Here is a 13,819-nt window from a genome sequence, read left to right on the forward strand (position 1 = left end):
GGGCCAGGGCGGCCGACGGACGTCGGCCGATCCGAATCCGCTTATTTGCGGGAAAAATGCACGACCAGCCGGTCGCCGACGCTTTGCAGCACTTGCACCAGCAGCAACAGCAGCACCACGGTCACGACCATGACGTCGGTCTGGAAGCGCTGGTAGCCGAAGCGGATGGCCAGATCACCCAGCCCGCCCGCACCGACCACACCGGCCATCGCGGTATAGGACACCAGCGTGATGGCAGTGACGGTGATGGCGGCAAAAATACCTGGACGGGCTTCGGGCAGCAGCGCGTTGGTGATGATCTGCCGGGTGGTGGCGCCCATCGACTGCGTGGCCTCGATGATGCCGCGGTCCACTTCGCGCAGCGCGGTTTCCACCAGGCGGGCGAAGAACGGTGTGGCACCGACCACCAGCGGTGGAATGGCCCCGGCCACCCCCAGCGAAGTGCCGGTGATGAGCACGGTGATCGGAATCATCACGATCAGCAGGATGATGAACGGCAGCGAGCGCAGCACGTTGACCACCAGCGACAGCAGCGCGTACACCCCCTTCTGCTCGAACATCTGCCGCGGCCCGCAGAGGAACAGCAGCACGCCCAGCGGCAGGCCGAGCAGCACGGTGAACAGCAACGAGCCGAACAGCATGATCAGGGTGTCGCCGGTGGCGAGCCAGATCTCGCTCCAATCGACGTTGGCGAAGAAATTCATGGCGTCCATCAACGCAATACCTCCATGTGGACATCGGCAGCGGCGAAGCGGGCGAACGCGGCGTCCATGTCACCGCCGGTCACGGCCAGGGTCAGCTGCCCGTAGGGCACGTCTTTGATGCGGTCGATGCGCCCGGCCAGGATGCTGTAGTCGACCCCGGTCTCGCGGGCCACGGTGCCCAGCAGCGGCGCGTAGGTGGCCTCGCCCTGGAAGGTCAGGCGCAGGATGCGGCCCGGCACGTGGGCGAAGTCGTCGCGCTGTTCGTGCTCGTCGACCTGCTCGTCTTCCTGCACGAAACGCTTGGTGGTGGAGTGCTGCGGGTGCAGGAACACATCGGCGACGCTGCCCTGTTCGACGATCTGCCCGGCGTCCATCACCGCCACGCGGTCGCAGACTCGGCGGATCACGTCCATTTCATGGGTGATCAGCACGATGGTCAGTTTCAGCTCGCGGTTGATCTCGGCCAACAGTTGCAGCACCGAAGCGGTGGTTTGCGGGTCGAGGGCGCTGGTGGCCTCGTCGCACAGCAGGATCTTGGGGTTGGTGGACAACGCGCGGGCGATGCCCACCCGTTGCTTCTGCCCGCCCGACAGTTGCGCCGGGTATTTCTTGGCATGCTCGGACAGGCCGACGCGCGCCAGCAGCTCGGTGACCCGCTGGTCGATAGCGCCGCGCGACAGTTCGCCGCCCAGGATCAGGGGCAAGGCGACGTTGTCGGCCACGGTCTTGGACGCCAGCAGGTTGAAATGCTGGAAAATCATGCCGACCTGCTGGCGGAACCGGCGCAGACCATCGGCGTTGAGGGCGGTGACGTCTTCGCCGTCGACCACGATCTTGCCGCCGCTTGGGTTCTCCAGACGGTTGATCAGGCGCAGCAAGGTGCTCTTACCGGCGCCGGAATGGCCGATCAGGCCGAACACCTGGCCGTTTTCGATACGCAGGTCGGTGGGATGGAGGGCGGGGATGTCCCTACCGGCGACGCGGTAGGTCTTGTGCACATGTTGGAACTCGATCACGTAGCGAACCTTGTGGGGCGCAGGGAAGGGTTGTACGGCGGTGAGCCGAAACCGCGCATTTTAGCCTTTTCCGGGTAGCGTTCTTAGCATTTATTTCACCGATCACCTAACCGACCGTCATATCGCGACCCTTGGTAAATCCGATGGAACGACGGCGGAACCCCCTCAGTCACTAGCTGAACGAGCCCGAATGGGCAGCCTGATAATGATGAGGAGTACCCGAGATGCCGACCAACAAGACGCCGGATTCCAAGCACAGTGAGGTTGCCGGGGTCGACACACCCGACAAGGCCAACACCAACGCCAAGCTGCAGAGCCTGGGCGATGTGCGCAGCGACGCGACCGGCCAGGCCCTGCGCACCAACCAGGGCGTAAAGATTTCCGATAACCAGAACACCCTCAAAGCGGGTGCGCGCGGGCCTTCGCTGCTCGAAGACTTCATCATGCGCGAGAAGATCACCCACTTCGACCACGAGCGCATCCCGGAGCGCATCGTCCACGCCCGCGGCACCGGCGCGCATGGCTATTTCGAGAGCTATGGCGACCACAGCGCGCTGTCCAAAGCCGGTTTCCTGAGTGAAAAAGGCAAGATCACTCCGGTGTTCACGCGCTTCTCCACCGTGCAGGGCCCACGCGGCTCGGGCGACACCGTACGCGACGTGCGCGGCTTCGCCGTGAAGTTCTACACCGACGAAGGCAACTTCGACCTGGTGGGCAACAACATGCCGGTGTTCTTCATCCAGGACGCGATCAAGTTCCCGGACTTCGTGCATGCCGTGAAGCCCGAGCCGCACAACGAAATGCCTACCGGCGGTTCGGCGCACGACACCTTCTGGGACTTCGTCTCCCTGGTGCCGGAATCGGCGCACATGGTGGTCTGGGCGATGTCCGACCGCGCCATTCCGCGCAGCCTGCGCATGATGGAAGGTTTCGGCGTACACACCTTCCGTCTGATCAACACCGAGGGCAAGGCGAGCTTCGTCAAGTTCCACTGGAAGCCCAGCAACGGCGTCAACTCGGTCCTGTGGGACGAGGCGCAGAAGCTGGCCGGTAAAGACACCGACTACCACCGCCGCGACCTGCGCGAAGCGATCGAAACCGGTGACTACCCCGAGTGGGAGCTGGGCGTGCAGATCGTGGCAGAAGAAGACGAGCACAAGTTCGACTTCGACCTGCTCGACCCGACCAAGATCATTCCGGAAGAACTGGTACCGGTGACCCCGCTGGGCAAGATGGTGCTCAACCGCAACCCGGACAACTTCTTCGCCGAAGTCGAGCAGATCGCCTTCTGCCCGGGCCACATCGTGCCGGGCATCGACTTCACCAACGACCCGCTGTTGCAAGGTCGTCTGTTCTCCTACACCGACACCCAACTGAGCCGTCTGGGTGGGCCGAACTTCCACGAGATCCCGATCAACCGTCCGGTCGCGCCGAACCACAACAACCAGCGCGACGCCATCCACCGCCAGACCATCCACAAGGGCCAGGCCTCCTACGAGCCGAACTCGATCGACAGCGGCTGGCCGAAGGAAACCCCGGCCGGCCCGAAAGACGGTGGCTTCGAGACTTATTACGAGCGCGTCGACGCGCACAAGGTGCGTGAACGCAGCGACTCGTTCTCCGACCACTTCTCGCAGGCGCGCCTGTTCTACAAGAGCATGAGCAAGAACGAGCAGCAGCACATCATCAAGGCGTACAGCTTCGAGTTGGGCAAGGTCGAGCGCGAGTACATCCGTGCGCGCCAGGTCAACGAGATCCTGGCCAACATCGACCTGGAACTGGCGGCGGCCGTGGCGGCCAACCTGGGTTTGGAGGCGCCGAAGAAAGGCACCGTCGAGGTCAAGGAATCGAGCACCAAGACTTCGCCGGCCCTGAGCCAGATGAACCTGCCCGGCACGGTCGGCATCAAGGGCCGCAAGATCGCCCTGCTGGTGGCCGATGGCGTCGATGGCGCCAGCGTCGACCGCCTGACCAAGGCCTTCGAAGCGCAAAGCGCCCGCGTTCTGCTGCTCGGCCCATCCAGCGCCCCGGTGAAAACCGCCGACGGCAAGGAGCTGAAAGTCGATGCGTCGATGGAAGGCATGCCTTCGGTGATGATCGACGGTCTGTGGGTACCGGCCGGCAAAGCCGCCCTGGAAGCACTGGGTAAGAGCGGCCTGGCCAAGCACTACCTGCTCGAGGCGTACAAGCACCTCAAGCCGATGGGCCTGGCTGCCGACGGCAAAGCCTTGCTGACCACTCTGGGCCTGGCCGAAGACAAAGGCCTGCTGTTGGGCGATGACAAACAGGCTGTGGACAGCTTCGTGGCCGTGCTCAAGGAGCACCGCGTGTGGGAACGTGAGGCTGCTGCCGAAGCGATTCCTGCCTGATAGCGGGCTTGGCGGCGCTGGCTCGGGTCAGCGCCGCTGCGGGTCAGGGATGACCTGAATTCAGTAGCGAAAAAAGGGGCAAACCGAATGGACGGTTTGCCCCTTTTTCGTTGTCGATCGGGCTTAGGGCTTCGGCGTGATCAGCACGGCCCGCGCCGACAGCTTGCGCTGGATTTCATGGCGCTGCTCGAGGGCAAAATCCGGGTCCAGGCTGTGCACACGTTTGGCGAGCAGCGTTTTCAGCCAAGGCGCGTCCTGGCTGCGCGGCACCTGGAACACCACCTGGCAGTGGTAATTGACCACATCGGCAGCGATGTCGTCGAGCTGGCGGCGCATGGCTTCGATGTCGGTGGTGTGCAGAGCGATCACCGTGCTTGGTGCGGTGGGGTCGATGACGCGCGCCTTGGGCTTGGCTTCGGCGGCCTGCAACGCAGCCTCGGCCTTGGCCAGTTCGACCTTGCGCGCCTGCGCGACCGAATCGCCACCGACCACGGCAGGCGCCTGGGGCATCAAGGCGCGGGCACGGGCCAGGGCAGTGGCAGCAGCGTTGACATCGCCCTTCTGCAACACGATCTGGCTGCGCTGCAGATACGCCTCGGCCAGTTGTCGCTGGAACGGCTCGATACGGGCGTCGTCCGGCGTCTTGGCCTGCAAGGCACTGAGCTGGTCTTCGGCCGTGGCCAGTTCGTGGCTGGCGATGGTCTGTTGCAGTTGCGCCCAGGCATCGGGCTGGGCCGCCACGCTCGGCGGCTCGGCGGGCTGATGGGAACAGGCGCCGAGCATCAGCGAAAAGACGGCAAGGAGTAGGTAACGGGTAGCGAACGGCTTCATTCCTGCGACTCTCTGATTGCGCAAAAAAGCGAGCAAGTCTACACCCAGGTGCGCACGCTCGAAAACAGCTCTTACAGACCCTTTACCCAGGCAAAGGTTGCAGGGTGTGCGGGCGCACACCTCGGCACCTCAGCGTTTCGGCAGGGCCAGGCTCAGCAAGAATAGCACCGCCGCACAGACCACGATGGAGGGCCCGGCCGGCGTGTCCTTGAACCACGACATCGCCAGGCCCGCGCAGACTGCAACGATACCCAGCAGGCTCGCGCCGACCGCCATCTGCTCGGGCGAGCGCGCGTGGCGTTGCGCGGCCGCAGCGGGAATGATCAGCAGCGAGGTGATCAGCAGCACACCGACGATCTTCATCGCCACGGCAATGACCACGGCGATCAGCAGCATCAGCGCCAGGCGCAGGCCGGCCACGGGCAGACCTTCCACGGTGGCCAGCTCTTCGTGCACGGTCACCGCCAGCAGCGGACGCCAGAGCACGGCGAGCAGCACCAGCACCAGTGCGCTACCGCCGACGATCCAGGCAAGGTCCGTGGGGCTGATGGCCAGCAGGTCGCCGAACAGGTAGCCCATCAGGTCGATGCGCACGTCGTGCATGAAGCTCAGCACCACCAGGCCCAGCGACAACGTGCTCGGCGCGAGGATGCCCAGCAGCGTGTCGGAGGCCAGCGGCTGGCGTTGCTGCAGGGTCACCAGCAGGATCGCCAGCAGCAGGCAGCCGACGGTGACGGCGAGGGTCGGGCTCACGTCCAGGGCAAAGCCCAGCGCCACTCCGAGCAGCGCGGCGTGCGACAAGGTGTCGCCGAAATAGGCCATGCGCCGCCACACCACGAACGAACCCAAGGGTCCGGCCACCAGCGCCAGCGAAAGACCTGCGAGCAGGGCGTAGAGAAGAAAATCAGCCATGCTTGCAGTGCGCTCCGTGGACGTGGTGGGCTGGGGTGACGACCGCGCCGTGCAGGTCGTGGCTGTGGTCGTGGTGGTGGTGGTAGACGGCAAGGTTCGGCGCGGTCTGGCCGAACAGCTCGACGAAGGCCGGATCGCCGCTGACCTGCTCCGGATGGCCCGAGCAGCAGACGTGGCGGTTCAGGCACACCACCTGGTCGGTGGCGCTCATCACCAGGTGCAGGTCGTGGGACACCATCAGCACGCCGCAGCCGTAACGGTCGCGCAGACGGGTGATCAGACGGTACAGCTCGGACTGACCGACCACGTCCACCCCCTGAACGGGCTCGTCGAGCACCAGCAGCTGCGGCTTGCGCAGCAAAGCGCGGGCCAGCAGCACGCGCTGCATTTCGCCGCCTGACACGGTCTGGATCGGGCTGTCGATCACCTGTTCGGCGCCCACTTCCTGCAACGCCGACAACGCGGTGGCACGGTCCACGCCCGGCACCAGGCGCAGGAAGCGCAGCACCGACAGCGGCAGGGTCGGGTCCACCTGGATCTTTTGCGGCATGTAGCCGATGCGCAGGCGCGGTTGGCGCCACACCGTGCCCCGGTGCGGTTTGAGCAGGCCGAGCACGGCGCGCACCAGGGTGGTCTTGCCGGCGCCGTTGGGGCCGATCAGGGTGACGATCTGTCCCGGCGCGACCGTCAGGTCGATCTGGTCGAGCACGGTTTCGCCGGCAAAGCTCACGCCCACCTGCTGCAGCCGGATCAGCGCCTCGCTCATGCCGCGCTCCGGCAGTTGCCGCACAGCCCGACCACTTCCACGGTCTGGTGCTCCACGCTGAAACCGACTTCGGCCGCGCTGGCCAGGATCGCTTCGCTGATGCTCGCCTGCTCCAGCTCCAGCGCCACATGGCAGCCCTTGCAGATGAGGAACTGGCCCTGGTGCGCATGTTCGGGGTGGGTGCAGCCGATGAAGGCGTTGAGCGAGGCGATGCGGTGCACCAAGCCGTTTTCCAGGAGGAAATCCAACGCGCGGTACACGGTGGGCGGTGCGGCGCGGCGGCCGTCCTGTTCGCTCAGCACGGCGAGGATGTCGTAGGCACCGAGCGGCTTGTGGCTTTGCCAGACCAGCTCCAGCACACGCCGACGCAAGGCGGTCAGACGCAGGCCTTGGCGCGCGCAGAGCTCGTCGGCTTCGGTCAGCGCGCTGTGCACGCAGCGGGAGTGGTCATGGGGACGATGGGCCAGCGGGGTCATGGACATGGGCAGCGACGGTTCTGGATAGAGACGTTATTATGTTACCTCTTATGCACAGTCGAGTATTCACCATGGCCCGATTCCTGGCTTTTTTTGTCGCTTTCATCACTTTCACAGCCCACGCCGACGTGCGTGTGCTGACCAGCATCAAACCCTTGCAGCAGATCGCCGCCGCGATCCAGGACGGCGTGGGCAGCCCCGATGTGCTGTTGCCGCCCGGTGCTTCGCCGCACCATTACGCCCTGCGTCCTTCCGACGTGCGCAAAGTCGCCAATGCCGACCTGCTGTACTGGATCGGCCCGGACATGGAAAACTTCCTGCCACGGGTCGTCGGCTCGCGTGACAAGCCGACCGTGGCGGTGATGACGCTCAAGGGCATACGCCTGCGCCACTTCGGCGAAGACAGCCAGAGCCATGCCGACCATGACGACCACGATGCCCATCCAGCCTCCGACAGCGCCGACGAGCACGACCACGACCACCGTCCCGGCAGCGTGGACGCCCACCTGTGGCTGTCCACCGCCAACGCCCGCGTGATCGCGGCGAAAATGGCCAGTGACCTGATGCGTGCGGACCCGGCCAATATCCCGCGCTACCAGGCCAACAAGAAAGCTTTCGTCGAACGTCTCGATGCCCTGGACGCCCGGATCAAGACCCGCGTGGCGGGCATCGCCGACAAACCCTACTTCGTCTTCCACGAAGCCTTCGACTACTTCGAAGAAGCCTACGGCCTCAAGCACACCGGCGTGTTCAGCGTGGCTTCGGAAGTGCAGCCCGGCGCCCAGCACGTCGCGGCCATGCGCGAGCGCCTGCAGGCGGTGGGTAAGACGTGCGTGTTCAGCGAACCGCCGATCCGCCCGCGCCTGGCCGAAACCCTGACCGCCGGTCTGCCGGTGCGCCTGGCCGAGCTGGACGCGCTGGGCGGCACCGACCCGGTCGACGGTCACGGTTACGAGCGCCTGCTGGAAAAGCTCGGCACCGACCTCGCCGGTTGTCTCGAGCAGTTGTAAGCCCGAGCGCTGGGAAACGGCCGGGCGCGCCAGGCGCCCGGCCTGTCCTTTACAGGGCGAAGGGCAGTGTCAGCGTCACCTGTTGGCGTTGTGCCAGACGCACCTCGAATTCGCGGGGGTCGTGGATCATCACGTCCCGCCCGGCGAACGACTTGGCGGCGATCAGCCGCGACAGCCAGAAGCGCACGCAGGCTACACGCAGCATCACCGGCCATAGTTCGGCTTCGCCTGCGGTGAAGGGCCGCAGCGCCGCGTAGGCGCCGAGCAGCGCTTGGGCGCGGGGCAGGTCGAGGGCGCCGGCGGCGGTGCTGCACCAGTCGTTCAAGGCGATCGCGATGTCGTACAGCATCGGCCCGGAGCAGGCGTTGTAGAAGTCGATCACGCCGGTCAGATGGGTACCTTCGAACATGACGTTGTCGCGGAACAGGTCGGCGTGCAGGTTGGCCTGCGGCAGGGCCAGGATCGACCTCTGGTGCGTGGCGATCTCTTGCAGTGCCGCTTCCAGCAATTGCCGTTGCTTGGCGTCCAGTTCCGCGGCGAGTTCGGCGCCCGAGGCCAGCATCCACTCCAGGCCTCGATCGGTGCGCCGCTCGATGGGGCGCTCGCGGGTGGCCAGGTGGATGTGCGCCAGCAACTCGCCGACCTGTGCGCAATGCTGGTTGTTCGGCGTCTGGATGTGCTTACCCGACAGCCGCGGCTGCAACAGCGCCGGCTTGCCGCACAGATCGCGCAGGGCGGTGCCGTGGCAGTCGCGCAGAGCGTAGGGTACGGGCGTATCGGCGTCGTGCAGCACGTCGAGCAATTCGATGAAGAACGGCATGTCCTCGCTCGGACCGCGCTCGATCAGCGTCAGCACGAATTCACCCTGCTCGAGGCTGACGAAGAAGTTGCTGTTCTCGGTCCCGGCGGCGATGCCTTGGAAGTCCAGCAGACGGCCCAGTTGATAGGGTGCCAGAAAGGTTTCCAGCTCGGGCCGGGTGACGGGGGTGAAAACTGACATGATGAACGTTTGCCCATGCGGGCACTGCCGCTGGGCAGTGCCGGTTGATGTGAAGGGTGCGGATCAGGTTACCACTCGAAGATTTTCCACGACGGGATCAGCATGTCGGGCTGGTCGGAGCGGATGAAGTTGCCGTCCGAGCCGTCTGCGCGCACCAGAAAATAAGGTTTGCCGTGTTTCGGCGTGACTTTGATCGCATACAGGAAACCGTTCTGTCGGTATTCCTGGATGGTGCGGTCGCCTTCCGTGCGGATGGTCACTTCGGGATCGGCCGAAGGGGCGTCGTCCGCCGCCAGGGTGACGACAGGCATGGTTGCCAACAGGCCGAGCAGTAACAGGCGATTGAATGTCCGCATGATAACCTTGTCCCTTTATCGTCAATGATCCTGGCTATTCTAGCGCCGGACCCGTCGAAAAGGTTGATTGCCCTCATGAGCCTAGCGCCCCTCGTCCTGGTGGACGGTTCCTCCTACCTGTACCGCGCGTTCCATGCGCTGCCGCCACTGACCACGTCCAAGGGCAAACCTACGGGGGCGGTCAAAGGCGTGCTGAACATGCTCAAGAGCCTGCGCCGACAGTACCCCGACAGCCTCTTCGCCGTGGTCTTCGACGCCAAGGGCGGCACCTTCCGCGACGCTCTGTTCGCCGAGTACAAGGCCAACCGTCCGAAAATGCCCGACGACCTGCGCGTGCAGGTCGAGCCATTGCATGCCAGCGTGCGCGCCATGGGCTATCCGCTGCTGTGCATCGAAGGCGTGGAGGCCGACGACGTCATCGGCACCCTGGCCCGCAGCAGCGCGGCGCAGGACCGCCCGGTGATCATCTCCACCGGCGACAAGGACATGGCACAACTGGTCGACGGCCACATCACCCTGGTCAACACCATGACCGGCAGCGTGCTGGACGTCGCCGGCGTGCACGAGAAGTTCGGCGTGGGCCCGGAGCACATCATCGACTTCCTGGCGCTGATGGGCGACAAGGTCGACAACATCCCAGGCGTGCCCGGTGTAGGCGAGAAGACCGCCGTAGGCCTTCTGACCGGCATCGGCGGCGGTCTGAGCGAGGTCTACGCCAACCTCGACAAGGTCGCGGGGCTGTCGATCCGCGGCGCCAAGACCCTGGCCGGCAAGCTCGAAGAGCACCGCGACGCGGCGTTCATGTCCTACGAGCTGGCCACGATCAAGATCGACGTGCCGCTGGACATCGAAGTCGAGGCGCTGGTGTGTGCCGAGCCCGACCATGAAAGCCTGATCGCGTTGTACACCGAGATGGAGTTCAAGAGCTGGATCGCCGACCTGCAACGCGACGCGGCCCGGGCCGGCGCAGCGGTGGCGCCGGCCAAGGCGCCGGTGGAGAAGGTCGAGGCCAGGTACGAGGTCATCCTCGACCAGGCGCGCTTCGAGCACTGGCTGGAGCGGTTGAACAAGGCCGCGCTGTTCGCCTTCGACACCGAGACCACCAGCCTCGACGCGCAACAGGCGCAACTGGTCGGCCTGTCGTTCGCCATCGAGCCGTACGAAGCGATCTACATCCCGCTGATGCACGACTACGAAGGCGCACCGGCGCAACTCGATCGCGACACCGTATTGCTGGCGCTCAAGCCGTTGCTGGAAAACCCGGCCAAGGGCAAGGTGGGGCAGAACGCCAAGTACGACATCAACATCCTGGCCAATTGCGCCATCGGCGGCGACCCGGACAACGGCATCGAAGTGCGCGGGGTGGCCTACGACACCCTGCTCGAATCCTACGTGTACAACTCCACCGCCACCCGCCACGACATGGACAGCCTGGCCCAGCGCTACCTGGAACACACCACCATCACCTTCGAAGACATCGCCGGGCGCGGCGCGAAGAAGCTCACCTTCAACCAGATCCCGTTGGAGAAGGCCGGCCCCTATGCCGCCGAAGACGCCGACATCACCCTGCGCCTGCACCATGCCCTGCAAGCCCTGTTGGCGCAGACCCCCAGCGTGCAGCCGGTGCTGATGGACATCGAAATGCCCCTGGTGCCGGTGCTGGCCAAGATCGAGCGCCAGGGCGCGCTGATCGACCCTGACCTGCTGCACGTGCAGAGCGGCGAACTGGGCACCAAGATGGCCGAGTTGGAGAGGCGCGCCTTCGAGCTGGCCGGTGAAGAGTTCAACCTCGGCTCGCCCAAGCAGTTGGGTATGATCCTGTACGACAAGCTGGGCATGCCGGTGCTGAACAAGACCTCCAAGGGCCAGGCCTCCACCGCCGAAGCAGTGTTGGCCGAACTGGCCGAGATGCAGTACCCGCTGCCCGAAGTGCTGATGCAATACCGCACCATGAGCAAGCTCAAGAGCACCTACACCGACAAGCTGCCCGAGCAGATCAACCCGCGCACCGGGCGCATCCACACCTCCTATCAACAGGCGGTGGCGGCGACCGGGCGCTTGTCGTCCAGCGATCCGAACCTGCAGAACATCCCCATCCGCACCGCCGAAGGCCGGCGCATCCGCCAGGCGTTCGTCGCCCGGCCCGGCTACACGCTGCTGGCCGCGGACTATTCGCAGATCGAGTTGCGCATCATGGCCCACTTGGCCAAGGACGAAGGCCTGCTGCACGCCTTCCGCAACGACCTGGACGTGCACCGCGCCACCGCCGCCGAGGTGTTCGGGGTGGAGCTGGAGGCGGTCAGCAACGACCAGCGGCGTAGCGCCAAGGCGATCAACTTCGGCCTGATCTACGGCATGAGCGCCTTCGGCCTGGCGCGGCAGATCGGCGTCGACCGCAAGCAGTCGCAGGACTACATCGACCGCTACTTCGCCCGCTACCCAGGCGTCTTGGCCTACATGGAGCGCACCCGTACCCAGGCGGCCGAGCAGGGCTTCGTGGAAACCCTGTTCGGCCGCCGCCTGTACCTGCCCGACATCAACGCGAAGAACCCGGCGCTGCGCCGCGGCGCCGAGCGCACTGCGATCAACGCACCGATGCAGGGCACGGCCGCCGACATCATCAAGCGGGCGATGGTCACCGTCGACGCCTGGCTGACCGAGAGCCGGCTGGATGCGCGGGTGATCCTGCAGGTGCACGACGAACTGGTGCTGGAGGTGCGCGAAGACTTGATCGACGAAGTGTCCGAGCAGATTCGCCTGCACATGAGCGGGGCCGCGCAGCTCGATGTGCCGTTGCTGGTCGAAGTGGGCGTGGGCGCGAACTGGGACGAGGCGCATTGACAGGAGTGGGTTCGATGTCGATCGGCTAGACCCAAGCAGTGTCATTTGGGGCCGCTATGCGGCCCCAGTTACTCGACTGACAGGCGTCGGGAACGAATCTGCATCTGGCAACACAGCTTTCACACGTTTGCACGAAACATTGAAATTGTTCGAACGACCCAGGAACTAAATCGGTGAAACGCGACTCAGACGCACTGAATGGCTGAACAAGCCGTTCATGCTCCTATGTTGTGTTAAGTGTTGGCAGATATCCGGACCCCGCCCTAGCGGTCCGGGCTTGGACCCCGAACTTCCCCCTCCCCCTATGAAGTCCGGGGTTTTTTTTGCCTGCGATTCGGCAGCCGGAGCACGCCGGGCGCTCTGAAGACGCCCGTTCGCAACCTCATTCGGCGATCTTGTCTTCCAGCTCCATCCACCCGGCCAGCACGCCGTAGGCTTCTTCCAGACCCTGGCGCTTGGGTGCCGAGAACAACTGGATGGTGACGCCCTCGCCCCAGCCCTTGCGGATTTCCGACTGGACCTTGAGCAACGTGTTCTTCGCCGCGCCGAAGGTGAGCTTGTCGGCCTTGGTCAGCAGGATGTGCATGGGCATGCCGCTGGCGCGCGACCAGTCGAGCATCATCTTGTCGAAGTCGGTCATCGGGTGGCGCACGTCCATCATCAGGATCACGCCGCGCAGGCATTCGCGCCCGCCCAGATAGGCTTCGAGGTGGCGCTGCCAGTGCTGCTTGAGCGGAATCGGCACCTTGGCGTAGCCGTAGCCGGGCAGGTCGACCAGGCGGCGTTCGTCGTCCAGGGCGAAGAAGTTCAGCAACTGGGTGCGGCCCGGGGTTTTCGAGGTGCGCGCCAGGCTGGCGTGGGTCAGGGTGTTGAGGGCGCTGGACTTGCCGGCGTTGGAGCGGCCGGCGAAGGCCACTTCGTAACCCTGGTCGGTCGGGCACTGGTCGACCTTGGCGGCGCTCAAGGCGAAGGTGGCTTTCTGGCACAGGCCGAGGATGGGGTTCTTGACTTGCATGGGATATCCGATGTGGGTGTTGCCGAGGCCAGGCGTCGTGGCCCCTGCGGCAAGCGGTGTCGTTTCCGTTTGGCGGGCGGAAGTATATAATGCCCCAGTTTTTGTGTGCGCATTATCCCAGCGTAGGGTGATGCGCAGGGGGCGCCGAACAACAGCTAGCGCGTCAGAACGCAGCCGGTCCCCAATCCTGAAGGTCATCGCGCACGATGAAATGGCTACGGGTCACCCGTCCATGCCATCGTTTTCGGCGCTCAGGCTACACAGGGTCCTACGGCGTTGTACAACCGCACGTGTGCGGTGCGCACGCCAAGCAGGCTCGCCGGCACCCGAAAAGGCTGCCAGGCTGGCCGGGAACCTCGGCCGACGCGGGATACGTGGACATCGGTGATGCAGCTCACCCAGGGTTTCAAGGCTATGCCGCGTGTGGATTGTGCACGGACTGCAGTACCGAGGACTACCGATTGGTCATCCTCCGGATGATCGGCAGTCCCGATACCTAACATTTCACCCTTAGCCGTGTTGG

At 64.8% G+C, this 13,819-nt stretch carries 12 protein-coding genes; 3 read left to right on the top strand and 9 right to left on the bottom strand.

Annotation, left to right across the window (positions count from 1 at the left end; translation table 11 throughout):
• Positions 1-41: 41 nt before the first annotated feature.
• Positions 42-713 (bottom strand): methionine ABC transporter permease, encoded by a 672-nt coding sequence (locus AA0Z93_RS08065; protein WP_413045611.1) that lies wholly within the window; start codon positions 711-713, stop codon positions 42-44.
• Complete coding sequence (locus AA0Z93_RS08070) at positions 713-1,720, bottom strand: methionine ABC transporter ATP-binding protein (protein WP_413045610.1); 1,008 nt, start codon at positions 1,718-1,720, stop codon at positions 713-715. Before AA0Z93_RS08070 ends, AA0Z93_RS08065 begins: the two co-directional genes overlap by 1 nt.
• Before the next feature lie 224 nt (positions 1,721-1,944).
• Here AA0Z93_RS08070 and katE point away from each other — a divergent pair, with 224 nt between their 5' ends.
• Positions 1,945-4,089: a catalase HPII gene (gene katE, locus AA0Z93_RS08075; protein ID WP_413045609.1), complete on the top strand. Its 2,145-nt coding sequence runs from the start codon at positions 1,945-1,947 to the stop codon at positions 4,087-4,089.
• Positions 4,090-4,212: 123 nt separating this feature from the next.
• Here the strand turns inward: katE and AA0Z93_RS08080 are convergent, their stop codons facing one another.
• The 4 genes from AA0Z93_RS08080 to zur form a co-directional block, all read right to left on the bottom strand.
• Entirely contained in the window at positions 4,213-4,920 is a 708-nt protein-coding gene (locus tag AA0Z93_RS08080; protein WP_413045608.1) for a PA5502 family lipoprotein, read from the bottom strand.
• Between the two features lie 129 nt (positions 4,921-5,049).
• Entirely contained in the window at positions 5,050-5,832 is a 783-nt protein-coding gene (gene znuB, locus AA0Z93_RS08085) for a zinc ABC transporter permease subunit ZnuB (RefSeq protein ID WP_413045607.1), read from the bottom strand.
• Positions 5,825-6,598, bottom strand: a complete 774-nt coding sequence (gene znuC / locus AA0Z93_RS08090) for a zinc ABC transporter ATP-binding protein ZnuC (RefSeq protein ID WP_413045606.1) — start codon at positions 6,596-6,598, stop codon at positions 5,825-5,827. The genes znuB and znuC overlap by 8 nt, the downstream gene beginning before the upstream one ends.
• On the bottom strand, positions 6,595-7,080 hold the full coding sequence (gene zur / locus AA0Z93_RS08095; protein ID WP_413045605.1) for a zinc uptake transcriptional repressor Zur: 486 nt from the start codon (positions 7,078-7,080) through the stop codon (positions 6,595-6,597). The genes znuC and zur overlap by 4 nt, the downstream gene beginning before the upstream one ends.
• 65 nt (positions 7,081-7,145) lie before the next feature.
• Between zur and znuA the strand changes: the two genes are divergently transcribed.
• Positions 7,146-8,084 (top strand): zinc ABC transporter substrate-binding protein ZnuA, encoded by a 939-nt coding sequence (gene znuA / locus AA0Z93_RS08100; RefSeq protein WP_413045604.1) that lies wholly within the window; start codon positions 7,146-7,148, stop codon positions 8,082-8,084.
• Positions 8,085-8,133: 49 nt separating this feature from the next.
• Here znuA and AA0Z93_RS08105 read toward each other — a convergent pair whose 3' ends face one another.
• Complete coding sequence (locus tag AA0Z93_RS08105; protein WP_413045603.1) at positions 8,134-9,084, bottom strand: homoserine kinase; 951 nt, start codon at positions 9,082-9,084, stop codon at positions 8,134-8,136.
• A 68-nt stretch (positions 9,085-9,152) separates the two neighbouring features.
• Entirely contained in the window at positions 9,153-9,440 is a 288-nt protein-coding gene (locus tag AA0Z93_RS08110; protein ID WP_413045602.1) for a DUF2782 domain-containing protein, read from the bottom strand.
• 75 nt (positions 9,441-9,515) lie between these two features.
• On the opposite strand from AA0Z93_RS08110, the gene polA reads away from it, so the two are divergent.
• The gene (polA, locus tag AA0Z93_RS08115) at positions 9,516-12,281 is read left to right on the top strand and encodes a DNA polymerase I (protein ID WP_413045601.1); all 2,766 of its coding nucleotides are present in this window, start codon (positions 9,516-9,518) and stop codon (positions 12,279-12,281) included.
• A gap of 382 nt (positions 12,282-12,663) precedes the next feature.
• On the opposite strand, the gene yihA is transcribed toward polA, so the two are convergent.
• A complete protein-coding gene (yihA, locus tag AA0Z93_RS08120) occupies positions 12,664-13,296 on the bottom strand; it encodes a ribosome biogenesis GTP-binding protein YihA/YsxC (protein ID WP_413045600.1) in 633 nt (210 codons plus the stop codon).
• Positions 13,297-13,819 lie beyond the last annotated feature (523 nt).

The sequence above is a fragment of the Pseudomonas phoenicis genome (genome assembly GCF_047302395.1).
In the GTDB taxonomy this organism is placed as follows: Bacteria; Pseudomonadota; Gammaproteobacteria; order Pseudomonadales; family Pseudomonadaceae; genus Aquipseudomonas.

Bases quoted from the DNA above. Each gene is read 5' to 3' on its own strand.
- katE (WP_413045609.1), top strand. From the start codon at position 1,945: ATGCCGACCAACAAGACGCCGGATTCCAAGCACAGTGAGGTTGCCGGG.
- zur (WP_413045605.1), bottom strand. From the start codon at position 7,080: ATGTCCATGACCCCGCTGGCCCATCGTCCCCATGACCACTCCCGCTGC.
- znuB (WP_413045607.1), bottom strand. From the start codon at position 5,832: ATGGCTGATTTTCTTCTCTACGCCCTGCTCGCAGGTCTTTCGCTGGCG.
- znuA (WP_413045604.1), top strand. From the start codon at position 7,146: ATGGCCCGATTCCTGGCTTTTTTTGTCGCTTTCATCACTTTCACAGCC.
- znuC (WP_413045606.1), bottom strand. From the start codon at position 6,598: ATGAGCGAGGCGCTGATCCGGCTGCAGCAGGTGGGCGTGAGCTTTGCC.
- polA (WP_413045601.1), top strand. From the start codon at position 9,516: ATGAGCCTAGCGCCCCTCGTCCTGGTGGACGGTTCCTCCTACCTGTAC.
- AA0Z93_RS08080 (WP_413045608.1), bottom strand. From the start codon at position 4,920: ATGAAGCCGTTCGCTACCCGTTACCTACTCCTTGCCGTCTTTTCGCTG.
- AA0Z93_RS08065 (WP_413045611.1), bottom strand. From the start codon at position 713: ATGGACGCCATGAATTTCTTCGCCAACGTCGATTGGAGCGAGATCTGG.
- AA0Z93_RS08110 (WP_413045602.1), bottom strand. From the start codon at position 9,440: ATGCGGACATTCAATCGCCTGTTACTGCTCGGCCTGTTGGCAACCATG.
- yihA (WP_413045600.1), bottom strand. From the start codon at position 13,296: ATGCAAGTCAAGAACCCCATCCTCGGCCTGTGCCAGAAAGCCACCTTC.
- AA0Z93_RS08105 (WP_413045603.1), bottom strand. From the start codon at position 9,084: ATGTCAGTTTTCACCCCCGTCACCCGGCCCGAGCTGGAAACCTTTCTG.